The sequence below is a fragment of the Mesorhizobium salmacidum (SeqCode) genome, from assembly GCF_037179605.1.
In the GTDB taxonomy this organism is placed as follows: Bacteria; Pseudomonadota; Alphaproteobacteria; order Rhizobiales; family Rhizobiaceae; genus Mesorhizobium; species Mesorhizobium salmacidum.
Window position 1 is genome coordinate 1 of the sequence record NZ_JAPYKS010000013.1, and the last position, 25,270, is coordinate 25,270.

The 25,270-nt window shown below is 63.9% G+C and carries 26 protein-coding genes; 18 read left to right on the forward strand and 8 right to left on the reverse strand.

Annotated features, from left to right (window positions below; genetic code table 11):
• Both O7A60_RS18100 and O7A60_RS18105 read left to right on the forward strand, forming a co-directional pair.
• On the forward strand, positions 1 to 819 hold an 819-nt coding region (locus O7A60_RS18100; protein WP_337107395.1), incomplete at its 5' end, for a M16 family metallopeptidase.
• Positions 816 to 1,685: a patatin-like phospholipase family protein gene (locus O7A60_RS18105; protein ID WP_337107396.1), complete on the forward strand. Its 870-nt coding sequence runs from the start codon at positions 816 to 818 to the stop codon at positions 1,683 to 1,685. The genes O7A60_RS18100 and O7A60_RS18105, both read left to right, overlap by 4 nt.
• A gap of 140 nt (positions 1,686 to 1,825) precedes the next feature.
• On the opposite strand, the gene O7A60_RS18110 is transcribed toward O7A60_RS18105, so the two are convergent.
• Entirely contained in the window at positions 1,826 to 2,368 is a 543-nt protein-coding gene (locus O7A60_RS18110; protein WP_337107397.1) for a dihydrofolate reductase family protein, read from the reverse strand.
• Between the two features lie 164 nt (positions 2,369 to 2,532).
• On the opposite strand from O7A60_RS18110, the gene O7A60_RS18115 reads away from it, so the two are divergent.
• The gene (locus tag O7A60_RS18115) at positions 2,533 to 3,432 is read left to right on the forward strand and encodes an HNH endonuclease (RefSeq protein ID WP_337107398.1); all 900 of its coding nucleotides are present in this window, start codon (positions 2,533 to 2,535) and stop codon (positions 3,430 to 3,432) included.
• A 25-nt stretch (positions 3,433 to 3,457) separates the two neighbouring features.
• Here O7A60_RS18115 and efp read toward each other — a convergent pair whose 3' ends face one another.
• Positions 3,458 to 4,027, reverse strand: a complete 570-nt coding sequence (gene efp, locus O7A60_RS18120) for an elongation factor P (RefSeq protein WP_084636569.1) — start codon at positions 4,025 to 4,027, stop codon at positions 3,458 to 3,460.
• Between the two features lie 184 nt (positions 4,028 to 4,211).
• Here efp and epmA point away from each other — a divergent pair, with 184 nt between their 5' ends.
• The gene (gene epmA / locus O7A60_RS18125) at positions 4,212 to 5,258 is read left to right on the forward strand and encodes an EF-P lysine aminoacylase EpmA (RefSeq protein ID WP_337107399.1); all 1,047 of its coding nucleotides are present in this window, start codon (positions 4,212 to 4,214) and stop codon (positions 5,256 to 5,258) included.
• A 25-nt stretch (positions 5,259 to 5,283) separates the two neighbouring features.
• On the opposite strand, the gene O7A60_RS18130 is transcribed toward epmA, so the two are convergent.
• Positions 5,284 to 5,694, reverse strand: a complete 411-nt coding sequence (locus tag O7A60_RS18130; protein ID WP_140507312.1) for a VOC family protein — start codon at positions 5,692 to 5,694, stop codon at positions 5,284 to 5,286.
• A 174-nt stretch (positions 5,695 to 5,868) separates the two neighbouring features.
• Between O7A60_RS18130 and O7A60_RS18135 the strand changes: the two genes are divergently transcribed.
• The 6 genes from O7A60_RS18135 to lpxK all read left to right on the forward strand — a co-directional run bounded on the left by O7A60_RS18135 (position 5,869) and on the right by lpxK (position 11,461).
• The gene (locus O7A60_RS18135) at positions 5,869 to 7,212 is read left to right on the forward strand and encodes a TldD/PmbA family protein (RefSeq protein ID WP_337107400.1); all 1,344 of its coding nucleotides are present in this window, start codon (positions 5,869 to 5,871) and stop codon (positions 7,210 to 7,212) included.
• Positions 7,199 to 8,002, forward strand: a complete 804-nt coding sequence (locus O7A60_RS18140) for a 3'(2'),5'-bisphosphate nucleotidase CysQ (RefSeq protein ID WP_337107401.1) — start codon at positions 7,199 to 7,201, stop codon at positions 8,000 to 8,002. Before O7A60_RS18135 ends, O7A60_RS18140 begins: the two co-directional genes overlap by 14 nt.
• 76 nt (positions 8,003 to 8,078) lie before the next feature.
• A complete protein-coding gene (locus O7A60_RS18145) occupies positions 8,079 to 8,324 on the forward strand; it encodes a DUF4170 domain-containing protein (RefSeq protein ID WP_015318348.1) in 246 nt (81 codons plus the stop codon).
• Positions 8,325 to 8,329: 5 nt separating this feature from the next.
• A complete protein-coding gene (locus tag O7A60_RS18150) occupies positions 8,330 to 9,121 on the forward strand; it encodes a lysophospholipid acyltransferase family protein (protein ID WP_337107402.1) in 792 nt (263 codons plus the stop codon).
• Complete coding sequence (gene waaA / locus O7A60_RS18155) at positions 9,118 to 10,434, forward strand: lipid IV(A) 3-deoxy-D-manno-octulosonic acid transferase (protein ID WP_337107403.1); 1,317 nt, start codon at positions 9,118 to 9,120, stop codon at positions 10,432 to 10,434. Before O7A60_RS18150 ends, waaA begins: the two co-directional genes overlap by 4 nt.
• Position 10,435: 1 nt before the next feature.
• A complete protein-coding gene (gene lpxK, locus O7A60_RS18160; protein WP_337107404.1) occupies positions 10,436 to 11,461 on the forward strand; it encodes a tetraacyldisaccharide 4'-kinase in 1,026 nt (341 codons plus the stop codon).
• Here the strand turns inward: lpxK and O7A60_RS18165 are convergent.
• Complete coding sequence (locus O7A60_RS18165; RefSeq protein ID WP_027143200.1) at positions 11,458 to 11,691, reverse strand: DUF2093 domain-containing protein; 234 nt, start codon at positions 11,689 to 11,691, stop codon at positions 11,458 to 11,460. The genes lpxK and O7A60_RS18165 overlap by 4 nt on opposite strands.
• Positions 11,692 to 11,806: 115 nt before the next feature.
• On the opposite strand from O7A60_RS18165, the gene O7A60_RS18170 reads away from it, so the two are divergent.
• Positions 11,807 to 12,409, forward strand: a complete 603-nt coding sequence (locus tag O7A60_RS18170; RefSeq protein WP_337107405.1) for a hypothetical protein — start codon at positions 11,807 to 11,809, stop codon at positions 12,407 to 12,409.
• A gap of 62 nt (positions 12,410 to 12,471) precedes the next feature.
• Here O7A60_RS18170 and O7A60_RS18175 read toward each other — a convergent pair whose 3' ends face one another.
• Positions 12,472 to 13,398: a LysR substrate-binding domain-containing protein gene (locus O7A60_RS18175; protein WP_337107406.1), complete on the reverse strand. Its 927-nt coding sequence runs from the start codon at positions 13,396 to 13,398 to the stop codon at positions 12,472 to 12,474.
• 90 nt (positions 13,399 to 13,488) lie between these two features.
• Between O7A60_RS18175 and O7A60_RS18180 the strand changes: the two genes are divergently transcribed.
• Positions 13,489 to 14,382, forward strand: a complete 894-nt coding sequence (locus O7A60_RS18180) for a DMT family transporter (protein ID WP_337107407.1) — start codon at positions 13,489 to 13,491, stop codon at positions 14,380 to 14,382.
• Positions 14,383 to 14,432: 50 nt separating this feature from the next.
• Positions 14,433 to 15,251: a hypothetical protein gene (locus tag O7A60_RS18185; protein ID WP_337107408.1), complete on the forward strand. Its 819-nt coding sequence runs from the start codon at positions 14,433 to 14,435 to the stop codon at positions 15,249 to 15,251.
• A 22-nt stretch (positions 15,252 to 15,273) separates the two neighbouring features.
• Here O7A60_RS18185 and mutL read toward each other — a convergent pair whose 3' ends face one another.
• Together mutL and O7A60_RS18195 are read right to left on the reverse strand one after the other, a co-directional pair.
• Entirely contained in the window at positions 15,274 to 17,163 is a 1,890-nt protein-coding gene (gene mutL / locus O7A60_RS18190) for a DNA mismatch repair endonuclease MutL (RefSeq protein WP_337107409.1), read from the reverse strand.
• Positions 17,164 to 17,206: 43 nt separating this feature from the next.
• Positions 17,207 to 18,109 carry a LysR substrate-binding domain-containing protein gene (locus O7A60_RS18195; RefSeq protein WP_337107559.1) on the reverse strand — a complete coding sequence of 301 codons (903 nt, stop codon included), beginning with the start codon at positions 18,107 to 18,109 and terminating at the stop codon, positions 17,207 to 17,209.
• Between the two features lie 91 nt (positions 18,110 to 18,200).
• Here O7A60_RS18195 and O7A60_RS18200 point away from each other — a divergent pair, with 91 nt between their 5' ends.
• The 5 genes from O7A60_RS18200 (at position 18,201) to O7A60_RS18220 (ending at position 24,785) form a co-directional block, all read left to right on the forward strand.
• A complete protein-coding gene (locus tag O7A60_RS18200) occupies positions 18,201 to 19,751 on the forward strand; it encodes a trimethylamine methyltransferase family protein (RefSeq protein WP_337107410.1) in 1,551 nt (516 codons plus the stop codon).
• A 46-nt stretch (positions 19,752 to 19,797) separates the two neighbouring features.
• Entirely contained in the window at positions 19,798 to 21,447 is a 1,650-nt protein-coding gene (locus O7A60_RS18205) for an ABC transporter substrate-binding protein (RefSeq protein ID WP_337107411.1), read from the forward strand.
• Positions 21,448 to 21,564: 117 nt separating this feature from the next.
• The gene (locus O7A60_RS18210; protein ID WP_337107412.1) at positions 21,565 to 23,547 is read left to right on the forward strand and encodes an oxidoreductase; all 1,983 of its coding nucleotides are present in this window, start codon (positions 21,565 to 21,567) and stop codon (positions 23,545 to 23,547) included.
• A 145-nt stretch (positions 23,548 to 23,692) separates the two neighbouring features.
• Positions 23,693 to 24,172, forward strand: coding sequence for a DUF3828 domain-containing protein (locus tag O7A60_RS18215; protein ID WP_337107413.1), 480 nt, complete (start codon positions 23,693 to 23,695; stop codon positions 24,170 to 24,172).
• Positions 24,173 to 24,176: 4 nt separating this feature from the next.
• Complete coding sequence (locus O7A60_RS18220; protein WP_337107414.1) at positions 24,177 to 24,785, forward strand: hypothetical protein; 609 nt, start codon at positions 24,177 to 24,179, stop codon at positions 24,783 to 24,785.
• Positions 24,786 to 24,793: 8 nt separating this feature from the next.
• On the opposite strand, the gene queF is transcribed toward O7A60_RS18220, so the two are convergent.
• The gene (gene queF, locus O7A60_RS18225; protein ID WP_063171865.1) at positions 24,794 to 25,255 is read right to left on the reverse strand and encodes a preQ(1) synthase; all 462 of its coding nucleotides are present in this window, start codon (positions 25,253 to 25,255) and stop codon (positions 24,794 to 24,796) included.
• Positions 25,256 to 25,270: the final 15 nt, after the last annotated feature.

Here is a 25,270-nt window from a genome sequence, read left to right on the forward strand (position 1 = left end):
CGCGCCGTCTATGGCGACCACCCCTATTCGCGCTCCGATCAGGGCACCAGGCAGAGCATCGCCGCCATCACGCAGGCCGATCTCGAGGCCCTGCACAAGGCGGTGTTCGGGCTGGGCGGCCTGCATGTCGCCGTGGTCGGCGCCATCGACGCCGAGACGCTGAAGAAGAAGCTCGACATGGTGTTCGGCGATCTGCCGCAGAACCAGACACTCGCCCCTGTCGCCGATATCGAGCCCAGGCTGGCGCAGCATATCGAGGTCAATTACGACCTGCCGCAGACCTCGCTGCAGCTCGCCTGGCCCGGCGTGAAGCGCAAGTCGGCGGATTTCTTCCCGGCCGCGCTGATGAATGAAATCCTTGGCGGCGGCACTTTCACCTCGCGCCTGTTCCAGGAGGTGCGCGAAAAGCGCGGGCTGGCCTACAGCGTCAATTCCTCGCTGGTAAACCAGGACCACGCCGACGCGCTGATCGTCACCACCGGAACTCGTTCCGACCGCGCCGCCGAGACGCTCGGCATCGTACGCGACGTCGTCAAGCGGTTAGCGCAGGACGGTCCGACGGAGGCCGAACTGGCGGCGACCAAGAAATATCTGATCGGCGCCTATGCCATCAGCAATCTGGATTCGTCGAGTGCCATCGCCGCGACGCTGGTCGAGTTGCAGCTCGACGATCTCGGCATCGACTATATGCAGCGCCGTACCGGCTATATCAACGCGGTGACGCTCGATCAGGTCAAGGCGGAGGCGAAGAAGCTGCTGACCGCCGAGCCGACCATCATGGTGGTCGGACCGCCGCTGGCGGGAGCCGGCAAGGGATGAGTCCGACTTTCGGCATAGCTTTCGGTGGCGGCGGCGCGCGCGGCCTGGCGCATATCCACGTCATCGAGGCGCTGAACGAACTCGGCATCAAGCCGGTGGCGATAGCCGGCTCCTCGATCGGCGCCGTCATGGGCGCCGGCATGGCCTCGGGCATGACCGGCAAGGACATGCACGACTATGCCCGCTCGATCCTCGGCCGGCGCGCCCAGGTGGCGAGCCGCATGTGGCGGGCACGGCCAGGCACGATCGCGGAAGCCATGCAAAATGGCATCCGGGTCAGCCAGTTCAATGTCGAGCGCATCCTCAAGGCCTTTTTGCCCGAAGCCATTCCCGAAACCTTCGCCGAATTGAAAATCCCGCTGAAGGTGACGGCGACGGACTATTTCGGCCACAAGCTCGCCGTGTTCGACGATGGCGACCTGCACTCGGCCCTTGCCGCCTCGGCCGCCATCCCCGCCGTCTTCCGCCCCGTGATGCGTGACGGCAGACTGCTGATCGACGGCGGCATCTACAACCCCGTGCCGTTCGATCTGATCGAGAAGGATGCCGACATCATCATCGGCGTCGACGTGGTCGGCGCGCCGGAAGAGGCCGACCGAAAACAGCCGACCTCCGTCGACCTAATGTTCGGCGCCACGCAGCTGATGATGCAGTCGATCATCGCCAACAAGCTGAAACAATGCCAGCCCGATATACTGGTCCGCCCGGCGGTGTCCAAATACCGGGTGCTCGATTTCCTGAAGATCGATGCCTTGATGAACGAGACCGTTGAAATCAAGGATCGGCTGAAGCGGGAGGTGGCGAGGGTGGTGGAGGCGCGGAATGGCGCTGCCATCAAGGGGAGGCGAGGGAAGAAGGCCGGTTGAGCGGTGCACGCCGCAATCCTGTCGTACATTATCGTCATCGACGCCTGGAGGCCGAAAGGGGAGGCGAGGGAAGAAGGCCGGTTGAGCGGTGCACGCCGCAATCCTGCCCTGCATTATCGTCATCGACGCCTGGAGGCCGACTAAGGCTTCGCCGTCACCGGCGCATACTCCAGCGCAACAACGCCGTTGCTGAACGGTTTGGCCAAAATCAGATCGAGCGGCACTTGTTCCCCCTGCGGGAACAGCGGCTTGCCCTGGCCGACGGCGCCGGGATAGCTGAGCAGCCTGACGCGGTCGACCAGCCCGTGGCGCAGCAATTCCTGCGCGACGCTGAGGCTGCCATGCACATAGATGTTGCCGCCGCTGCCTTGCTTCAGCGTCCTCACCGCTTCCGGCAACGCACCCCTGAGGAGCTCGGCCGGTTTCCAGTCAAGCGCCTTTAAACTCGTTGAGGCGACGTATTTCGGCAGTGCGTTGAATCGGTCGGCAAAATCCCCGGCTTCCTTGGGCCATGAGCCGGCAAAAATCTGATAGGTCGTGCGCCCCAGAAGCATGGCGCTGCTGTCGGCAAGCTCTTCCTCCTTGAACCTGTTCATCTCATCGTTCCAGACAACGGCCGGAAGCCTCTCGACCTCGGCAATGCCATCGACGCTGATGAATTCGGTGACGATGAGTTTTCGCATGGCGTTCTCCTGTTCGCTCAAAGGACGAACCACACGGGCCTTTTACTACATGCCCTGAAAAATCGAGGTGGTTTGTCAGAGAAGGGGTTTCTCTGGTAAATTGGGCTCCAAAGTCGAATTTTGGTGCTAGACCTCAGCTGATATTCTCAAGCTGTAGGAAGATCATGGGATTCGGGGTCTTCATTCACCGCTCAGATTCGATCTACGATGACAGCCCCGCTGAGCAGTATCAGTTCCCCAGCCAGTATCTGCGTCGTGTGGAGGCATGTGTCGGCGATTGGATCATCTACTATGAACCTAGCAAGGTCGACGATACCCGTGGCTATTTTGCCCTGGCGAAAGTCCAGCAGATTATCCCTGACCCTGTGGCACCTGGTATGTATCTCGCTTTGATTGAGCCGGGATCATATCTCGATTTCGCCAATCCCGTTCCATTCAATGGGACGGACGGGCTCGTTGAGCGAGGTTTGCTCAACGGCCAGGGACGGATTTCTGGTCGCGCTCAATCGGCCGTCCGATCGATCAGCCCGAGCGACTTCAACCGTATTCTCGATCTGGGCCTTGACGCCCGCGAGCCGTTGCTGCCACGCGTCGATAAAATTGGCATTTCATCAGGATTTCAGGATGAAGAGGCGCCATTCCAGTTCGAGCACAGCCGCGACCGCATAAGTTACATCGGATCTCGAATCGTACGGGATCGCATTTTCCGTCGCATCGTCTTGCGCGCCTATGATGAGCGTTGCGCGATCACGGGACTGAAGTTGATAAATGGCGGTGGTCGGGCGGAAGTTGCCGCGGCTCATATTCGACCCGTCGAAGCGAACGGGCCTGATGTCGTCAACAATGGGCTCGCACTATCAGGTACGGCGCATTGGATGTTCGATCGCGGATTGATCAGCCTCTCCGACGATCTGGAAATCCTGATCTCGCGGCAGGTCAATGACCATGAGAGCGTGCGAGGGTTCGTAAACAAGACCCGCCGCGCACTTCCGCCTCGCCGACAACTCGAACGCCCGCATCCTCATTTCTTGCAATGGCACCGCGAGCACTGTTTCAAGCAGTAGTGCTTCGCTGACGCGCCGGTCCCCCTCAGTCCTTCGCTCGCTCCACATAGGACCCATCGGCCGTCATCACCACCACGCGGGTGCCGGGCGCGATGTGGGGCGGCACGGTGGTGCGCACGCCGTTGGAGAGCACGGCCGGCTTGTAGGAGGACGATGCCGTCTGGCCCTTGGTCGTCGGCTCGGTCTCGACCACTTCGAAGGTGGCGCGCTGCGGTAGCACCAGGGAGATCGCGATGCCGTTGAACTGGGACACCTGCACCGGCATGCCTTCCTTCAGATAAGGTGCCGCGTCACCGACCACGGCTTCCGACACCGCCACCTGGTCGTAGGTTTCCGGATTCATGAAGTGATAGCCTTCGCCGTCGGCGTAGAGGAAGGTGTGCTCGCGCTCCTCGACATAGGCGCGCTCCACCTGTTCGGTGGTCCGGTAGCGCTCCGACACCTTCACCCCGTCGCCGATACGCCGCATGTCGAGCTGCGTCACCGGCGTGCCCTTGCCTGGGTGGATGTTTTCGGCAAAGAGGATCACATAAAGCTTGCCGTCCTTGTCGACGACATTGCCTTTGCGGAGCGAACTGGCGATGACTTTCACCACGGTTTTAAATCCTGCGAGAGTTGACTGGCGTTTGCCGGCTTGTGCGGCGCTGGATGGGGGCCTAGCGCATCTTGGCGCGAACCGCCAGCCCCTCAATGCGAACTGGCCTGGGGCGAACCGACATGGGGCGAACCGACATGGGGCGAACTGACATGGGTCGCACCTGCATGCCTTCAATCCGCTCATGACCGCCGCGTCGCCCTGGTGGACGCCGCATGTCCATGCCGACCGCCGTCCGCGCCTGATGCTGCGCAACGGGCTGACGGCTGCCTTGCGCGACTGGTTCGCCCGCAACGACTTCATCGAGGTGGAGACAGCCGCGCTGCAGGTCTCGCCCGGCAACGAGGCGCATCTGGCGGCTTTCGCCACGGAAGCGGTCGGGCCGGATGGCATCCGCTCGCCGCTTTATCTCCACACCTCGCCGGAATTCGCCTGCAAGAAGCTGCTCGCCGCGGGCGAACAGCGCATTTTCAGCCTGGGTCCGGTCTACCGCAATCGTGAGCGCGGCCCCTTGCATCATCCCGAATTCACCATGCTCGAATGGTACCGGGTGGGCGAGACCTATGAGAGCCTGATGCGCGATTGCGCAGCGCTGCTGGCGTTGGCCGCGATGAGGGCAGGAGCCGCGCGCTTTTCTTTCCGGGGCCGCGACTGCGATCCGTTTGCCGAACCGGAGCGGTTGACCGTGGCGGATGTCTTCAGCCGCCATGCCGGCATCGATCTGCTGGCCACGGTCGCCGTCGATGGCGGCACGGACCGGGACGCGCTTCATGCGGCACTGATCCAGGCCGGCTTGCGCACCGCGCCCGACGACAGCTGGGCGGATTTGTTCAGCCGCGTGATGGTGGAAAAGATCGAGCCGCTTCTCGGGCAGGGGCGGGCGACCATCCTGTGCGAATATCCGGTCGCCGAGGCGGCACTCGCCCGGCCGGGCCCCGGAGATCCACGCGTCGCCGAACGTTTCGAGCTCTATTGCTGCGGCGTCGAGCTTGCCAACGGCTTTGGCGAGTTGACCGACGCAGCCGAGCAGCGCCGGCGCTTCATCATAGAGATGGACGAGAAAGAGCGCGTCTATGGTGAGCGCTACCCGCTGGACGAGGATTTTCTGGCGGCCCTTGCCATCATGCCGCAGGCCAGCGGCATCGCGCTCGGCTTCGACCGGCTGGTGATGCTGGCGACCGGCGCTCACAAGATCGAGGACGTGATCTGGACGCCGGTCGCGGCATCTTGAACGACAGGCTGCTGCCCCTCTGACTTCAATGCGCGAAAACCTGCTCGAGCGAGCGAAAGCCCTTGAATTCCAGGGCATTGCCCGAGGGGTCCCGGATAAACAATGTCGCCTGTTCGCCGGGCTCACCCTTGAAACGCACCATTGGCCGCTCCAGCCAGTCTATGTCGTCGCGCGCTTCCAGCCGAGTGGCAAGGCGCTGCCAGTCGTCCATCAAGAGCACAGCGCCAAAATGCGGGATCGGCACGGTGATACCGTCGACCTTGCCGTCACTGGCGGCTTGCGCGGGGCGCAGATGCGCCGACATCTGGTGGCCGTAAAGGTCGAAATCGACCCAGGTCGCTGACGAGCGGCCGATCGCGCAGCCCAGCACCTCGCCATAGAAAGTTCGGGTTTCATCGAGATCACGAACCGGAAAGGCAAGATGGAAAGGCGTCATGGCAAAGGCTCCAGATAGGCAAAAACCGCGACGTCCGCTCTTTGCGGGCAATTCGATGGCGGTTTGGTCGCGACATCCTGATTGCCCTTCTGCCATTGCACAAGCGGCATTGGAACAATAGATGGTGCGGCAGCACCTGCCTTCCGGACAGGCTGAAGAAACAGGATCAAGTGCATGACCGACAAGCTGGACGCCGCGAAATTGACGGACCGCGTCGCGGCCCTGGTCGAGGCCGCCAAACGCGCCGGCGCCGATGCCGCGGACGCCGTCGCGGTGCGTGGCCGCTCGACCGGCGTCTCGGTGCGGCTTGGCAAGGTCGAAAACACCGAGGCTTCCGAGGGCGACGATGTTTCGCTGCGGGTCTTCGTCGGCCAGCGTGTGGCCAGCGTATCGGCGACCGCCGCGTCCGATCCGAAGGCGCTTGCCGAGCGTGCCGTCGCCATGGCCAAGGTGTCTCCCGAGGATCCCTACCAGGGTCTTGCCGACCCTGCGCTGCTCGCCAGGCAGACGCGCGATCTGGACCTGTTCGACGCGACCGAAGTGTCGGCCGACCAGTTGAAAGAAGCCGCGCTTGCGGCCGAAGCGGCGGCTCTCGCCGTCAAGGGCGTGACCAATTCGTCCGGCAGCAATGCCAGCGCCGGGCTTGGCGGGCTGGTTCTGGCCACCTCGCACGGTTTTCTCGGCCACTATGTCGGCTCGCGCTTTGCGCGCTCGGCCAGCGTGATCGCCGGCGAGGGCACCGGCATGGAGCGCGACTATGAATTCTCCTCGCGCCAGCATTTTGCCGATCTCGACTCACCCGAGGACATCGGCCGCAAGGCCGGCGAACGGGCGGTGCGCCGCCTTGGCGCGCGGAAGGCGGCGACCGGACCGGTCGACGTGGTGTTCGACCCGCGCGTCGCGCGCGGCATTGCCGGCCATATCGCCGGCGCCATCAACGGCGCTTCCGTCGCACGCAAGACCTCGTTCCTGCGCGACATGATGGGCAAGCAGGTGGCCGCTGCCGCCATCACCGTCACCGACGACCCGTTGCGGCGCCGTGGCCAGGCCTCGCGCCCATTCGATGGCGAAGGCGTCGAGGGCGAGAAGCTCCTGATGATTGAAAAGGGTGTCCTCAACCACTGGTTCCTGTCGACTTCGGCTGCCCGGGAGCTCGGCCTTGTCACCAACGGTCGCGGCGCGCGCGGCGGCTCCTCCGTCTCGCCGTCGTCGACGAACCTTGCCATCGAGGCGGGCGAGCGCTCGCCAGAAGACCTGATCGGCTCGCTCAAGACCGGCTTCTACGTCACCGAAGTGTTTGGCCAGGGTGTCGACATGCTCACCGGCGAATACAGCCGCGGCGCATCCGGCTTCTGGATCGAAAATGGCGCGCTTGCCTATCCGGTCGCCGAAGTCACCATCGCCTCGAACCTGAAGACGATGTTCCTCAACATGGTGCCGGCGAATGACCTCGACCGAAATTTCGGTACTGCCGCCCCGACGCTCCTGATCGAAGGCATGACCCTTGCCGGAGCATGATCTGACCACTGCCGGTGCCGATCAGGACCTGCCGCTGCTGCGCGACGCCGCCCGCGAGGCCGGTCTTATCGCCATGCGCTACTTCGGCAACAATCCTCAGGTCTGGATGAAGGGCGGTACCTCGCCGGTCAGCGAAGCCGATCATGCCGCCGATGCGTATCTGCGCCAGACGCTGCTTGCGGCACGGCCGGATTATGGCTGGCTGTCGGAAGAGACGACCGACGACCCGGCACGGCTTTCGGCGCGCCGCACCTTCGTTGTCGACCCGATCGACGGCACGCGCGGCTTCCTCGAAGGCCAGCCCACTTGGTGCGTCAGCGTTGCCGTCGTTGAGCTTGGCCGCACGCTCGCCGGCGTGCTCGAATGTCCGGCCATGGATGAGACTTACTGGGCGCTACCCGGCCAGGGCGCCTTCCGCAACGGCAAGCGCATCGCGGTACGCAAGCCTGAGGACAAGGCTGAAATTTCAGGGTTGAAGCAGTTGATCGACATGGTGCCTGCCGGCTGGCAGAGCCGGCTGCAGCGGGCACCCTACATCCCCTCGCTCGCCTACCGCCTGGCGATGATCGCCAACGGGACGCTCGACGCAACGTTCGTCAAGCCGAACGCGCATGATTGGGACATCGCCGCCGCCGATCTCATCCTGCGCGAAGCGGGCGGCCAGCTGCTCGACCCGAATGGCCGGGCGCCGCTCTATGCCGGCGAGGTGATCCGTCACGGCGCGCTCGCCGCCGGCAGCGGGGACCTGCTGGCGGTGCTTGTCGATGTCATCGCCGGGCTGGATTGCTGAAAGCATTTTCGAAGGTTCCAAAGTCGGCGGCTTTGGTCTAGACCTGTGACAAACTCACGATATGTGAAGGACCGACATGGCCGCGGAAGACGGAAAGAAACAGCTTTTGCATCTGGTGTTCGGCGGCGAACTCAAGAAGCTTGGCGGCACCGAGTTCCGCGATCTCGACGCGCTCGACATCGTTGGTGTCTATCCCGACTATCAATCCGCGCACACCGCGTGGAAAGCCAAGGCACAAGCCAGCGTGGACAATGCCCATATGCGTTATTTCGTCGTTCATCTGCACCGTCTGCTGGATCCCGATAGCAAGGCCGCCGGTTGACTTCGATGGAGCGTGATCTGGCGAAAGAGCCAGCCAGCGAGGCCGCGCCCACGGGCAGGGGCGGCAGCCGCACGACCAAGGCTTTCTGGCGCAGGATTCGCGAGCCGCTCGCGCAATCCCGATTCGTCAAGAACGCCATTGCCAGCCTGCTCGCACAGTTCGTGCGGCTGGTTCGCCTGACCAGCCCCCTGGTCGCCGGATCGGCGCGCTTTGCGGGCGGCGCCTATGCCGAGTTCGAGCCGGGGATCATTGCTCTGTGGCATGGCCAGCATCTTTTGACGCCGGCCTATTACCCCAAGCGCAAGCCGCTGGTCGCCATGGTGTCGCGCAGCGCCGATGCCGAACTCAACGCCCTGATGCTGGAGAAATTCGGCATCGAGGCGGTGCGCGGTTCGGGCGGGCGCGAGAATGCCAGGCATCTCGACAAGGGCGGGGCCAAGGCCCTCATCGCCCTCAAAAAGTCGCTCACCGCAGGCAAGAACGTCGCCATGATCGCAGACATTCCCCACGGTACCCCTCGCGATGCAGGGCTCGGTATCGTTCTTTTGGCTCGCCTCTCCGGCCGGCCGCTGCTACCCGTCGCCATCGCCACCAGCCGCCGCAAGGTGCTGGAAAAGAGCTGGGACAAAACCACCATCAACCTGCCCTTCGGCCGCTCCGCCGTGACCATCGGCACGCCGATCTTTGTGGCGGCGGATGCCGACGATGCCGAAATGGAGCGCAAGCGCCAGGAAGTGACGGCCGCCCTCAACGCCGCGACCGCCGAGGCCTACCGTCTCGTGGATGATCCGCGGTGAGCGGCCGCTGGGCACGTACCATGCTGTCGGCATACCGTTTTGCCGGCGCGGCCGCCTATCCCCTGGTCGGGCCTTACGTCGCCTGGCGCACCTCGCGCGGCAAGGAAGACCGCAACCGAAGGCGCGAGCGCTATGGCGTCGCCGGCCGCCCGCGCCCCGAGGGGCCGGTGATCTGGATCCATGCCGCGAGCGTCGGCGAGACCTTGGCCGTCGTGCCGCTGGTCGAAAGCATCCTCGACTATGGCGTCAACATCGTGCTGACGACCGGCACGGTGACCTCCGCCCAGGTCGTGGACGAGCGGCTCGGCGACCGCATCATCCACCAATATGTGCCGCTCGATCTGAAGCCGGCGGTCAGCCGCTTCCTCGATCACTGGAAACCTGATCTGGCGATCATCGCCGAATCCGAGATCTGGCCGATGACCATCCTCGAACTCGGTGCGCGCCACGTGCCGCAGGTGCTGGTCAATGGCAGGCTCTCTGATCGCTCGTTCACCTCGTGGAAGAAGCGGGCCAACATCGCCGAGGCGCTGTTCGAGAATCTGGCCCATGTCGTTGCGCAATCCGACGTCGACGGCGAGCGTTTTCGCGCGCTCGGCGCCCGGCCGGTCACGGTGTCGGGCAATCTCAAGGTCGACACCAACCCGCCGCCGGTCGACCAACGGGCGCTTGCCACTTTGCAGCGGCAGATCGGCGGTCGGCCGACCTGGGCGGCGATCTCGACCCATGATGGCGAGGAAGTTGTCGCCGCGGAAGTCCACGCGACGCTGCACAAGCGTCACCAGGGCCTTTTGACGATCGTCGTTCCGCGCCATCCCGATCGGGCCGAAGCCCTTGCCGCGCAGATTTCCGGCATGGGGCTGAAGGTCGCACGGCGCAGCAAGGGTGACCGTATCGGCCCCGACACCGATATCCTGCTTGGCGATACGATCGGGGAAATGGGCTTGTACCTCCGGTTGACCGAAATCGCTTTCGTCGGCCGTTCGCTGACCTCCGAAGGCGGGCAGAATCCGCTCGAGCCGGCCATGCTCGACACGGCGGTTCTCGCCGGGCGCAACGTGCAGAATTTTCGCGAGGCCTATCAACGCCTGCTCGACAGCGGCGGCGCCAAGCTGGTGCGCGACCGCGACATGCTGGCTGGCGCCGTCAATTTCCTCCTGACCAACGAAGTGGCTCGCCACGAGATGATGGCGGCGGGAATCGCGACTGTCGATGAGATGCGCGGCGCACTGGCACGCACACTCAAATCGCTCGAACCCTATATCCAGCCGCTGGTGGTCAAGGCGCGCCTGAAGGGCGCGAACGGGCGTTAGCGTGGCCTCGGAAGCACCACCATTCTGGTGGGAAGAGCCGGACTGGAAAGTCTTGGCGCTATCGCCACTGTCGGCTGTCTATGCGCTGGTCGCCGGTCGCGGCATGCGGCGGGCCCGACGCGAGAAGATCCAGGCGCCGGTTTTGTGCGTCGGCAATTTCACCGTTGGCGGCACCGGCAAGACGCCGGTGGCGATCGCGCTCGCCCAACAGGCCAAGCGCATGCGGCTGAAGCCAGGTTTCCTGTCGCGCGGCCATGGCGGTTCCTTCGCCGAACCGCATGTCGTCGATATCCGTCATGACAGCGCCAAGCACGTCGGCGACGAGCCGCTTCTGTTGGCCGAACATGCCCCGGTTGCAGTGACGCCGAACCGTGCCGCCGGCGCCCGGCTGCTGCTGGAAAAGCACGGCTGTGATTTCCTGATCATGGACGACGGCTTCCAGAGCGCGCGCATTCACATCGATTATGCCCTGGTCGTGGTCGACGCCCGTTATGGGATCGGCAATGGCCGCGTCATCCCGGGCGGTCCGCTCAGGGCCAAAATCGTCGACCAGCTGGTCTTCACCAGCGGGCTGCTGAAGATGGGCGAGGGCACCGCCGCCGATGCCGTGGTCCGCCGGGCAGCGCGTGCCGGCCGGCCGATCTTCGAAGCCCACACGGAGCCGAGCAGCAAGGCGGGGCTTGCCGGAAAGCGGTTTCTGGCCTTTGCCGGCATCGGTCATCCCGAAAAGTTCTTCGACACGGTGCGCGAGGCCGGCGGCGAAGTGACCCTGCCCAGGCCCTTTCCGGACCATCACTTCTATGCCGAGGACGAGCTTGCCGAACTGGCCGTGACGGCGCGGGCCGAAGGCCTTGGCCTGATCACCACCGCCAAGGACGCCGCCCGGTTGCGCCATGGCGCCCCGCAGGATTTTCTCGACCGTCTCGACGTGCTGGAAATCGACACGGTTTTCGAGCTTGATCACGTTCCCGAACGCATCATCGAGGAAACGCTCGATGCCTGGCGCCAGCGTAAGCTGAGAGGCTAACCCCGCTTGCGCAGTTCCGGATGCACCTCGATTTCGCGGCGCAGCGATGCGCTCGCGTTCACGTAGGGCTCCTGCCTGGCAACGCTCCAGTATTTCAGCTCGTCCAATGGGATGTTTTCGCCCGTCACGGCGCAGCGCACGAACGAGCCGGGGCTGGTGACCTGGAAATCGCCATCGAGATAGCGGATGCGGGCTTCCTTGCCGCCCGGGCCTTCGAAACGGTTCATCATGCGGTGGTACTTGAGTTCATCGGGGATTCAATCGCCATAAATCGTGGGCAAGGTCAAGCTTGGCGCAATGCTCATATAATATTGCCCTTTGGCACAATGGTTGTCAGGACGCGCCATGGACATCGCCAATGCAAGCATGCCGTCTTTGCTGAAAGAAGCACTCACGCCCCAGCCGGTGTCTTCCCTCAAGGCCGACCCGGCGACCGCGGCGCTGGTCAAGGCGCTCGTCCAGCCGCCGGCGCCCGCGATGGTGCAATCGGCGCAGTTCGCCGCCCAGGCGCTGCAAGGCTCGCTGCCGCGACCGGCCGCTCAGACGTCGCAACGCCTGTCATCCTCCGAGATCGAGGATGCTTACCGGGCCGTCATGGAACTTGACGCCGCCACCCACCATGCACCGCCACGAGCCTCGACGGGTGGGACAGGTACGGACACCGATCAGGCTTCGCGCGGCTTCGCCCCGCCGCAGATAACGGTCACCGACAGCACACCCAAACTGGCGCCGGCGTCGGCCTCGTCCACATTTTCGCCCGCGGTCGCTTCCGCCGCGGTGCTGGTCGCGGCCAACGCCAACGCGCCGCAACCGCGCGGCGCCTCCATCCGACCGGCAGGCCATGCTCCACGATCCGAGCCAGCTCCGTCGTCGCTGTGGACGATATCGATCGTGACGGCCATCGTCTCGGCCGCGACCACCATGATTGTGCTTTTTCTGTTCCGTTAAGCAGGTATCACGCGATTTCCGACAGGGGACCGCCACGCATTGTCTCCGAGACCTGTCGCAGCCTAATCGTTATCCTGCAGGAAAGCTTCCAGCCTTGCCGAAGCAAGCCCGGCCTGTTCGGCAATGCGCCTGGCGAGATCGGCGGCGGCCGCGCGCGGTCGGCCGACCGGACGATCCAGCCAGTAGGAAACGGGATTGAGCGCGGTGCGATCGTCGACGGCGACGAGGCGCCCCGATTCTATCTGGTGCTCGGTGAGCGGCGGCCGCGCCAGCGCGATGCCGAGGCCATGGGCTGCGGCATCGAGCACCAGATTGTAGTCTTCGAAGCGGCGGTCTTGCGGGCGCGGCCGGTAATCCATGTCCTGCGCGGCGAACCAGGCGCGCCAGCCCGAAGCGTCGGAATCGTTGATCAGCGGGAATTTGAGCAACCGGGCCGGGTCGCCACCGCCGATTTCTCGTGCGAGGCCCGGCGAGGCGATCGGGAAGAGAAGTTCTTCGAACAGTTGCACCGAGACACGGCCCGGGACGCGGCCGCGACCGCAGCGGACCGACAGATCGATGCCTTCGTCGGCGAGATCGGCCTGACGATTGTCGACGTCGAGCACGATGCGCAGGCGGGTAGGGTCGTTTTCCAGCGTTGCCATGCGCGGCATCAGCCACAAGCCGCTCACCGATGGAATGGAGGCCAGGCGCACCACGGCGGTGCCGCGCGGCTCCACCCACCGATCCGAAGTGACCGATATCAGTGCGAAGGCTTCGGTGGTCCTGAGATGAAGGCGATTGCCTTCGTTGGTCAGCGACACGCCGCGCGCGCCGCGTTCGAAAACCTTCAGTCCAAGCCAGTCCTCGAGCTTGGCGATCTGCCGGCTGACGGCGCCATGGGTGAGGTTGAGTTTTTCAGCGGCGGCCGAAAAGCTTCCCGTCCGGGCCGCCGCGTCGAAGGCGCGCAATGTCTCCAGCGGCAGCATACTGTTCGAGCTGTGATCCATGCTCACAGGTGACCCTCGATTTGGTCGTTTGTCAATTGACCTGAAAGGGCGTTTTCTGCTGCCGAGACTGAAGAGTCCGAGGGCAATGAGATGAGCGCAACCACAGGCACGTTGAATTCGACACAGCGGATGGACACCACGGCCGCCATCGCCGTGGCGCTCACGGTGATCGGCTGGGCCTCCGCCTTCCCGGCGATCCGGGCTGGGCTCGCCGCTTTCCAGCCGTTGGAGCTTGGCGCCCTGCGCTTTGCCATAGCAGCCGTGCCTGCTGCCATCTTCCTTGCCGTCAAGCGTCCGGCGCTGCCCAGGATCGCCGATTTCTGGCGCTTCGCCTTCGGCGGCTCCATTTTCGTCGCGCTCTACACGGCGATGCTCAATTTCGGCGAGCAGACCGTCTCGGCCGGAGCAGCCGGCTTCATCATCAATGTCAGCCCTATCTTCACCGCCATCATGGCGATGGCGCTGCTTGGCGAGCGCTTCTCGGGCCTGGCCTGGATCGGGACCGTCATTTCCTTCGCCGGCATCGGCATCATCGCCATCGCCGACGGGCATGGCCTGCATTTCAATGCCGGCGCGCTGCTGGTGCTTGGCTCGGCACTCTGCTCGGCCGTCAACACCATCGTCCAGAAGCCGCTGTTTGCCCGCCACAATCCGCTGACCATCGCGGCGTCCAACATGGTGCTCGGCGCGCTCTGCCTGGCGCCCTTCCTGCCCGCTGCTCTGCAGCAGGCCGCCGTCGCCAACACCGCCGGCCTCGGCGCCGTCATCTATCTCGGCATCGTGCCGAGCCTGATCGCTTATGCGGCCTGGGCGACTGCGCTGTCGCGTCTGCCGGCGGCGCGTGCCTCGAACTTCTTGTACCTGGTCTCGCCGATGTCGGCACTGATCGGCTTCTTCTGGCTGGGCGAGGTGCCGACGCTGCTCGGCATTCTCGGCGGCGCGCTGGCGCTCGGCGGCGTTATCGTGGTGAATTTGAAACGCTAATTCAAAAGGTTGCGATCTTTCCCTGACTTATCAGGAACCACGGATTTCAGTTGACGGCTGCCGAGACGCAAGGCAACTGTCACGCAGTGTTGGCGGATTGCCGTCGCGGAGCGCAGCGGGGTTGGGGTGGGAAGACGTTTTATCTCAACGGTCGTTTGCTTGTTGCTGCTCAACGCAAAGCCGTTGCGGGTTGGTACCACGTGGAAAACTACGAGGGTTTCCTCGGGGCATCTCCTATCCATTTCTCCATCCAGACATATGACAGCTTAGGCAGCGCGCCGAAGGTCGATGGAAGCTACTTCTACGACGCGAAGCAAATCCCGATTGCGCTGTATGGCACGGTCAGCGGCACCAGGTTCGTGCTTTGCGAGTTTTCAAACGACAAGGAATTTTATCAGAGTCCCCCCATCAACGCTGCAAGATGCCCATTCTCCCTCGATCTCAATGGAAACGCTGTGACCGGAAGTTGGAGCAAGGGCACGGACAGATATGCCGTCACCCTCAAGAAAATAGCGAGCCTGGATGACACCGGCGAGGCAAAGATCGACGGCACTGTCGAGATTCCCTTTTGGGCGCAGACAGCCACCGACAGGTTTTCGGGAAGCTACACGAATACCAGCGCCGGCCTTTGCATGGAAAAAGTGCAGGTCATCAAAAAGAGCAGCCGCAAGGTTGTCCAGGAAATTACCTTCGCCGATGACGACGTTTGCAGTGCCGGTATGCTGATGACGACCATCTACATGAACGTCCAGAAATGGGTGGAACAAGGCAAGGACATCATTTCCGTGAATTTTCAAGGCGGCGGCGCCGGAACCGCGGTCGATTACGTCTTCAATTCACGGACAAGGAAATATCAGCAGAGGAAATGAGAGCTGGCCCGTTGGGGCCGGTTCACCGCCGCCCGAACAGCCTTTCGATATCCGCTAGCTTCAGCTCGATATAGGTCGGGCGGCCATGATTGCAGGTGCCTGAGCCCGGCGTCGCCTCCATCTGGCGCAGCAGCGCGTTCATCTCCTCGGCCTTGAGCAGCCGGCCGGAGCGCACGGAGCCGTGGCAGGCCATGGTCGCCGCGATCTTGTCCAGCCGACCTTTGAGCGTCTCGACCGTGTCGTTGTCGGCGATCTCGTCGGCGAGGTCGCGCACCAATTGCTGGACATTGGTCTCGCCCAGCATCGACGGCGTCTCGCGCACGGCAACCGCGCCCGGGCCGAAACGCTCGATGCCGAGGCCGAAGCGGGCGAGCGTTTCGGAATGCATGGCGAGCCTCTCGGCGTCCTCTTCCGGCAAGTCGATGATCTCGGGCAGAAGCAGCATCTGCGAGGGCACTGGCCGCGAGTGGAGGGCGTTCTTCAGCGCTTCATAGACCAGCCGCTCATGGGCCGCGTGCTGGTCGACGATGACGAGCGAATCCCTGGTCTGGGCGACGATGTAGTTCTCGTGCACCTGGGCGCGCGCCGCACCCAGCACCGCGCCGAGCAGCGTCTCGGTTGCCTCATTCTGCCCGGCACGCGCATCGGCGCTGGCGAGCGGGCCGGCATCGAACGCCGCCTGGTCGCTCTCGCCGAAGCCGGCGGTTCTTGCATTGCCGCGTTCAAAGCCGGCGCCTGAGAATTGCATGTCGAGCGGTCGCTGCGGCGAGCGCGAAGGGTCGAAACCCGCGGGACCGGACGCGCGGAAGGCTGCTTCGTAGCTGCGATGGCCATTTGTCGGGCCGCCGTGATCATAGGGCGCGGCGCCCGGACGGAACGCAGCCATCATGCCGGCGGCACCCGTGGTGGCGGAGCGGATGCCGGCATCGGCCAACGCCTGCCGGATCGCGCCGACGATCAGGCCGCGCACGAGGCCCGGATCACGGAATCGGACATCGGCCTTGGCCGGATGGACGTTGACGTCGACGATGGCCGGATGGAGCGTCAGGAACAGCACGGTCACGGCGTGGCGGTCGCGCGGCAGGACATCGGCGAAGGCGCCGCGGATGGCGCCGGCGATCAGCTTGTCGCGCACCGGCCTGCCATTGACATAGGCGTATTGCTGCAGCGCGTTGGCGCGGGTGAAGGACGGGATCGACACATGGCCGGTCAGGTGCACGCCTTCGCGCATCGCGTCGATGGCAATGGAATTGTCGGGAAAGTCGGCGCCCATCACCTGCGCGACACGGCGCAGGCTGCCGTCCGCGCTGTCCTCGGTCGCCGGCAGTTCCAGCGTCGTGCGGTCGGATCCGGCCAGCGTGAAACGCACTGTGGGGAAGGCGATGGCGATGCGCTTGACGATGTCGCTGATGGCCGAGCTTTCGGCGCGTTCGCCTTTCATGAATTTCAGCCGTGCCGGCGTGGCGAAGAACAGGTCGCGCACCTCCACGGTGGTGCCGCGATTGGCTGCAGCCGGCCTGATGGGCAGGACGCGGCCGCCCTCGATGCCGATCTCGGCGGCGCTGTCGCCCGAAGCCGTGCGCGAGCGGATCGACAGCCGCGACACCGAGCCGATCGACGGCAACGCCTCGCCGCGAAAACCAAGCGAGCGGATGTCGTGGATGTCCTCGACAAGCTTGGACGTGCAGTGACGCGCGATCGCCAGCGCCAGCTCCTGCTCCGGAATGCCGGAGCCGTCGTCGGTGACGCGGATAAGGTTCAGCCCGCCGCCCGACGTGACGACCTCTACCTTGCTTGCACCGGCATCGAGCGCGTTCTCGACCAGTTCCTTGACCACGCTCGCCGGACGCTCGATGACTTCGCCGGCGGCGATCTGGTTGATCATCGTTTCGGAAAGCTGTCGGATGGGCATGATCTGATCTTACACGGATTCGGTCGGTGCGTGCGAGGCCACTTTACGCCTGCGCGACCAGCCAGTCTCTTACCTTGCGGGCATTGTCCGAGAGCTCGCGGTTCTTCGGCCAGACGACATAGAAGGCCTTGCCGGTCTTGAGCACGTGGTTCGTCACCGGCACGAGCAGGCCCGTCGCCAGCAGCCGTTCGGCAAGGTGCCGCCAACCCAGCGCAATGCCTTGTCCTTCCATGACGCCTTGGATCACCAAGCCATAATCATTGATGCGCAGGCCCCGCGCGGTATTGCTCAGACTGCCGCCGGCCGACTGGAACCATTCGTCCCAGCTTGCCGCTTCACGATACGGCTCCTCGAGGTGAATGAGACGGTGCGTGGCCAGTTCCTCGACGCTCCCCGGCATGCCGAATTTGGCCAGATAGCTGGTACCGGCGACGGGGAAGATCTCCTCGTCGGCGAGCGGCAGCGAGTGGTAGTCCGGCCATTCCCTGGGCTCGCCGCCGCGCACCGCCAGCGGGATGCCTTCGGCGATGATGTCGAGATCGCGGTCGGCGGTCTGGATGCGCAGGTCGATGCCCGGCAATTCGTCGCGGAACTGCTGCAGGCGCGGCATCATCCAGAAGGAACCGAAAGCGGTCGAGGCGGCAAGCGTCACATGGCCACCGGTCGCCTGCAGGCGCAGATCCTCGGCGGATTTGCGGATATGCGACAAGCCCAGCGAGACGTCGGCATGGAACCGCTCGCCGGCTTCCGTCAGGCTGACCTGCCGGTGGCGGCGCTGGAACAGCTTGGCGCCGAGCTGCTCTTCCAGTCCGCGCACCGCATAGGAGACTGCCGCTTGCGTCATGCCGAGCTCGCGCCCGGCGGCGGTGAAGCTCGACAGCCGGCCCGCCGCCTCGAAGACGATCAGGCTGCCGGCGGACGGCAGGAGGTGGCGCAGGCTTCGCATAAGCACAGGTTATACAAGAGATCAGGATTTTCCAGCGTCACAGCTATATTTCACCTCGCTAACTTGGCTGGAACGGACGCCAGGAGGTCTCATGAACGCACCCGCCGCTGAATTGACCGAACCGCCCCATCGCCGCGGCGGTGGCCGTCTCGGGCGCAAGGCGCTTCGTGGGGCTCCGGTCGCGTCGTTCCCAACCCTGGTTCGCCAGATCCCGGTGTACCAAATGGTTCCGGACGAGGCGGTGGAACTGATCCACGAAGAGTCGCTTTCGATCCTGGAAGAGGTCGGCTGCGAATTCCGCGACGACGAGGCCATCGCCTTGTGGAAGGCGGCCGGTGCCGATGTCCGGGAAACGCGGGTCCGCATCGATCGCGCGCTGCTGATGGAACTCGTCTCCAAGGTTCCCTCCGAGTTCACGCTCAACGCGCGCAATCCCCAGCGCACGGTGCGCGTCGGCGGCAAGAACTCGATCTTCGTGCCGATGTATGGCGCGCCCTATGTGCGAGACCTCGACAACAACAGGCGCTACGGCACGCTTGCCGATCTCAACAATTTCCACAAGCTCGCCTACATGGCGCCGGCGCTGCACTCGTCGAGTTCGATCATCTGCGAGCCGATGGAAATTGCCGTGCCCAAGCGGCACCTGCACATCATCCATTCGGCGCTGAAGTATTCCGACAAACCGTTCATGGGCATCGTGACGTCCAAGGAGCGGGCGGAAGATACGATGGCAATGGCCGGTATCGTGTTCGGCGAGGAATTCGTCCGCGATAATCCGGTGCTGGTTGCAATCACCAACTGCAATTCGCCGCTGGTCTGGGACGCCACCATGCTGGACGCCATGAGGGTGTATGCGCGCCACAATCAGCCGCTGATCCTGGCGCCCTTCGCGCTCTGCGGCGCCTCGACCTCGGCGTCGGCCGTCGGCGCGGTTGCGCAGGTCAACGCCGAGGCGCTTGCCGGGGTGGCCTTCACCCAGCTCATCCGTCCGGGTTCACCCCAGATCTACGGCCAATTCATGGTCACGGTCGACATGAAGACCGGCGCTCCGATGGGCGGCACGCCGGAGGCCGCCCAGATGATGTATCTGATGGGTGCTCTGGCGCGGAAATATAAACTGCCGTGGCGCACGTCAGGCTTCCATGTCGGCTCGAAGCTCAACGATGCCCAGGCCGGCTACGAGGCGAACATGCTGATGCATGCCGCCATCCTTGCCGGCGCCAACTACATCTGGCATTCGGCCGGCTGGCTGGAAGCAGGTCTCACCTGCGGGTACTCGAAATTCGCCACCGACTGCGAACAGCTCGTCGGCTGGTACAAATACGCGGGCGGCCTGCCTTTCGACGATTTCAAGGAGGCGATGGCGGCGATCCGCGAGGTCGGACCGCAGGGCCATTTCCTTGGCACCCAGCACACGCTCGAACATTTCGAGAAGGCTTTCTTCATGCCGAGCATCATGGACTTCAACTCCTACGAACAATGGAAGGCGGAAGGGGCGAAGGACCACGACACGCGTGGCCGCGAGAAGGCGCGCAACATGCTCGCCGATTATGAGGAGCCGAAACTCGACGAAGGCATCGCCGACGGTCTCAAGGATTTGATCGCGCGGCGCGAGGAAAAATTGCCCGACAGCGTTAGTTGAAAAACAACAGGCAAAGACCTGACGGGAACAACAAGGGGAGAGTGACATGACGGTTTTCAAAAGCAATGGCGATCGTGTGCCGCAGGCTATCGAAGCGATGGCAACGGAGGCGCGGGCGGGTCGCATGGACCGGCGCGAGTTCCTGGCGCTGGCCAGCGCGCTTGGCGCATCGACGGCGTTTGCCTATGGCATGATCGGCCTCGCCGCGCCGACGCAAGCTCTGGCCGAGGAGCCGAAGAAGGGCGGGACGCTGCACGTCTCGATGGCGGTGAAAGCGCAGAAGGATCCGCGTACTTACGACTGGGTGGAACTGGCCAACATCTCGCGCACCTGGCTGGAGCCGTTGGTTCGCTACACCAGACAGTTTACCTTCGAGCCGGTGCTGCTCGAAAGCTGGGACATCAACGACGACGCCACCGAATACACGTTGCATGTGCGCAAGGGCGTCACCTGGAACAATGGCGACGCCTTCAATGCCGATGACGTGGTGCACAATGTGACGCGCTGGTGCGAGAAGGGGGTCGCCGGCAACTCGATGGCGGCGCGCGTCGGTGCGCTGATCGATGCCAAGACCGGCAAGGCCAGGGACGGTGCCATCACCAAGGTCGACGACAATACGGTCAAGCTGAAGCTCAGCGAGCCCGACATTTCGCTCATTCCGAACTTCACCGATTACCCCGCCCTTATCGTGCACCGGAATTTCGATGCCGATGGCGCCGATCCGATCAAGAAGCCGATCGGCACGGGAGCGTTCGAGCTGGTCTCTTACGACGTCGGCCAGAAGGCGGTGGTCAAGCGCCGCGAGAACGGCAAGTGGTGGGGTGGCGAAGCCCCGCTCGACAGCGTCGAGTTCATCGACTATGGCACCGACTTCAACGCCACGGTGAACGCTTTCGACTCCGGCGAGGTCGATGTCAACTTCGAGTCGCCCGCCGACTTCATCGACATTCTCGACAAGATGGGGCTGCAGAAATCGGAGGTCGCGACCGCCACCACGCTGGTTGCCCGCACCAACATCACGCACAAGCCTTATGACGACCAGCGCGTTCGCAATGCCCTGCAGATGGCGGTCGACAACAACGCGGTGCTGCAGCTCGGGTATAACGGGCGCGGCACGGTCGGTGAGAACCACCATGTCAGCCCGATCCATCCTGAATATTATCCGCTGCCCAAGAAGGAGCGCGATGCCGCGGGCGCCAAGAAGCTGATGGCGGAAGCCGGCCAGGCCGACTTCGAGCATGAACTGATCACCATCGAGGACGACTGGCAGAAGAACACCGGCGACGCGATCGCCGGCCAGCTGCGCGACGCCGGTATCAAGGTCAAGCGCACCGTGCTGCCGGGCTCGACCTTCTGGAATGACTGGACGAAATATCCCTATTCGATGACCATCTGGTACATGCGCCCGCTCGGAGTCCAGGTGCTGGCGCTGGGCTATCGCACCGGCGAGGCGTGGAACGAATCGGCTTATTCCAATCCCGATTTCGACGCCAAGCTCAAGCAGGCGCTCTCGCTGATCGATGTCGCCAAGCGCAAGGAGGTGATGAAGGATGTCGAGCAGATCCTGCAGGACTCCGGCGTCATCATCCAGCCGTTCTGGCAGAAGCTCTACAGTCATACGAACAAGAAAGTGAAGAACTACGGCGTCCACCAGACCTTCGAAATGGATCTCCAGAACGTCTGGCTGGACGCCTAGCTTCCAGGATCGCGGCAAAGCCGGCACCCCCGAGGTGCCGGCTTTCCGGCAAGAAGCGACTTCGGTTGCGAGCGCTGGCGCCTGGGTGCCGCCGCCAAGGCTTTGAAGGAGCGGTGCATGTCTGGGCGGGTCTTCAACCGGCTGTTCACGCCGGCCACTCTGCGCGGCAAGACGTTACGCAACAGGATCGTATTCGGAGCCCATACCGCCAACATGGCGGTGGAGGGGCTGCCGACCGCGCGGCATGTCGGCTATTACGCGGAACGCGCCATCGGCGGAGCCGGCATGATCGTGGTCGAGCCGATGCCCGTGCATCAGGCCGCCGTGCTTACCCGTGGCAACTTCAGCCCGTCCGATGACCGCGTCATCCCGCATTTTCGCAAGGTGACGGAGGCAATTCGCGGCAACGGCGCCGTCGCCATCCAGCAGCTCTACCATGTCGGCCAGCACGCGGACGCGGACAACTCGTTTCACCCCGGTTGGTCGCCTTCCGGCCTGCCGAGCTACCACGATTCCGACGGTTCGCATCGGATGTCCGAAGCCGAGATTGAAGAAACGATCGACGGCTTTGTCCAGGCGGCGCGCCGTTGCCGCGAAGCCGGCTTCGACGGCGTCGAGGTCTGGGCGGCGTACCATTCGATGCTGGACCAGTTCTGGGCACCCTGGTCGAACCGCCGGGACGACCGATGGGGCGGCAGCCTTGAAAACCGCACCCGGATGAGCCGTGAGGTGATGACCAGGATTCGTCGGGAATGCGGCGATGATTTCATCATAGGTCTTGCGATCAGTGATGAGCCGGAAGTCGAAGTGGCGCTGAAGCGCGAAGCGCTGGCCGAGATAATCGACCTCCACGACCGCGATACCTTGATGGACTATGTGACTTGCGGAACGGGTTCCTATTTTGACTTCTACAAGATCATGCCGACCTTTGTTTACCCGGAAAAGCTCGGTGCCGACCTGGCGTCCGTGCTCAAATCCACCGTGCGTCATGCGCTGATCACCGCCGAGAGCCATATCCGCACCGCCGAAAACGCCGAGAGCGTGTTGAGCGAAGGCCGCGCCGATCTCGTTTCCATCGTGCGCGGGCAGATCGCCGATCCGCACCTCGCGGCAAAGGCCGCCGCCGGACGGCCGCAGGACATTCGCGGCTGCCTGTCGTGCAACCAGATGTGCTGGGGCCGGCGCAGCCGTGATTACTGGATCAGCTGCGTCATCAATCCATCCGCGGGGCGGGAATGGGAGTGGGGCGGAGACCGCTTCGCTCCGGCCGCCCAGCCGAAGCGCGTGCTGGTCGTCGGCGGCGGCCCGGCCGGGCTCGAAGCGGCGCGCGCCGCGGCCGAGCGCGGTCACCGGGTGACACTGGCCGAGGCATCCGATCGCCTTGGGGGGCAGTTCCGTCTTGCGGGCCTGCAGCCGCGCCGTGCCCAGATTCTGGATCTGATCGACTGGTACGAACGCCAGCTCGGCCAGCTTCAGGTCGACATCCGCTACGGGCAGTATGTCGAAGCCGACGATGTCGAGCGCGAAGGCGCGGATCACGTCGTCGTCGCGACCGGCTCGATGCCGCCAGACGGCGCTTTCCAGCGGGCCTTGCCACAGTGGGACAGCATTCCGGGCGGCGGGCCGGTGCTCTCGGCCGAAGCGGTGATGGCCCGTGAGGCGAGGCCGGGAAAAAATGTTCTCTTGCTGGACGATGGCGGCAATTGGAAAGGCTGCGGCACCGCCTGGAAACTCGCCGAGGACGGTCACAATGTGACGCTTGTGACGCCGGACGCCCTGGTTGGCAAAGAGCTTCAGCGAATGGCCGTCGACGCGCCGCTGCGGCGGGCGCTCGCCAAGCTGAAGGTGCGGTTTGTGACCGAGAGCGCCGTCGTTCACTGGGATGGCAGGATGGCCAGGGTCGCTTCTCTGCTCGATCGAACCGAGCAGGAGATCGAAGCCGATGCGTTGGTCTTCGCCACGACGAATATGGCCGCCGACATGCTTTCCATCGAACTCGAAAGGCGCAAGATTGCCCACACTTCGATTGGTGATTGTACCGCTTCCAGGCAGGTGGCATTCGCCATCCATGACGGACGCAAGGCAGCGCTCGGCCTCTGAGTGCAAGCTTGGCCTGCACGTCCCGTCGAGATGACCCGCTTCAGCCGTGATGCGTGCGCAGGCGGGCTTCGTGTACCGCAAAAAAGCCGATATGCAGGATGCGTGGTATTGGTTGCTTCAAGCCATGAAAAGCCGGAGATTCTGCATGAGACTGACAGTGCTCCTTGCCGCCCTTTCGATAGCCTTGCCCGCCGCCGCCGTGGCCGGTCCGGCTTCCGACGCCGTGAAGTTCTTCTATGTCCCGCAGGTCAAGTTCGAGGCCGACGCACAATACCGCGATCGCTTCACCGAGCCGGTGACGAAACTGTTCGGCCTCAACGACCAGGCGACCAAGAAGAATCCGGACCAGGTCGCCTGTATCGACTTCGACCCCGGCCTCGATGCGCAGGATTTCGACCAAAAGACCCTTTCCAAGACACTGAAGCTGTCCGAGACGGTGGATGGCGACACGGCGCAAGTGGTGGCGAACTTCAGTCTTTTTCCGGAAGGAGACGATGCGCAGCGCGAAATGCACTGGTCGCTGAAGAAGGTCGACGGCAAATGGAAGATATCGGACATTGCATCGAAGACCAGCGATTGGACGCTGAGCCAGCTCGAATGCATGGCGGGCCAAGATCCGGAGTGAAGCAATGGCCGGTCGCGCGCTCCTGTCATTATCGGCCATGTGCCTGCTGGCGGCTGGCTTGAACGGCGCATCCGCTCAGGGCCTGTTGGGCGCGCCGCCGGCAAATGCCCCTGCCGGGACCGCGCCTGATGACGGCCGGACACCGCCGGCAACCGCGCCTGGCGGAGCCGCGGAGCCGGCGACGCCGCCCGTCGCATGGCCGCCGAGCGAGCCTGCCGCCCCCATCCAGCCGGGATCGCCGACAGCGGTGGTGCGGCCGTTTTACGATCAGGTCGGCCTGGAGGTCGATCCGGCCCAGCGCGGCCATTTCACCGACCCGGCTAAAACCGTGCTCGACAAGAGCGATGCCTTGCGCAAATCCGGGCAGGGCGAGTGCCTGGACCCCAACATGGCGCTCGACAATGCGGACTACGAGAAGGCCGAGATCGACAAAAGCCTGAAGACGCTCGAAGCGATCAATGGCGATCAGGCCAAGGTCATCGTCGCCTTCGTCATCGGCGGCAACCCGCACCGCCTCGAATGGAAGTTCAAGAAGGTCGGCGGCGAATGGAAGATATCGGACCTTTTGTCGGTGACCGGCGAATGGGCATTAAGCCAGTACCAGTGCGAATGATGGCCGAACTAGCCGCGCCCGCGATAGGGGGCGACGCCGGTGTCCGGCAGCCAGGCGCCTTCCGGCGGAGCGCCGGTTTGCCAGAACACGTCGATCGGAATGCCGCCGCGTGGATACCAATAGCCGCCTATGCGCAACCAGAGCGGCTTGGTCGCGGCCACGATGCGACGTCCGATCATCACCGTACAGTCTTCATGGAAAGCGCCATGGTTGCGAAACGAGGTCATGAACAGCTTCAGCGACTTCGATTCCACCAGGGCGGCATCGGGTGCGTAGTCGATGACGATATGAGCGAAATCCGGCTGTCCGGTCACCGGGCAGAGCGAGGTGAATTCCGGGCAGGTGAAGCGCACGATCGCCGGCGGTCCGTCGCCGCGAGAAAACGGCACGGTTTCCAGGACCGCAGCTTCGGGGCTCTGTGGCGTCTCGACGTGCGTGCCGAGCTGGGTGAGGGTTTTGGTATCGATCATAAGCGGTTTCCTTGG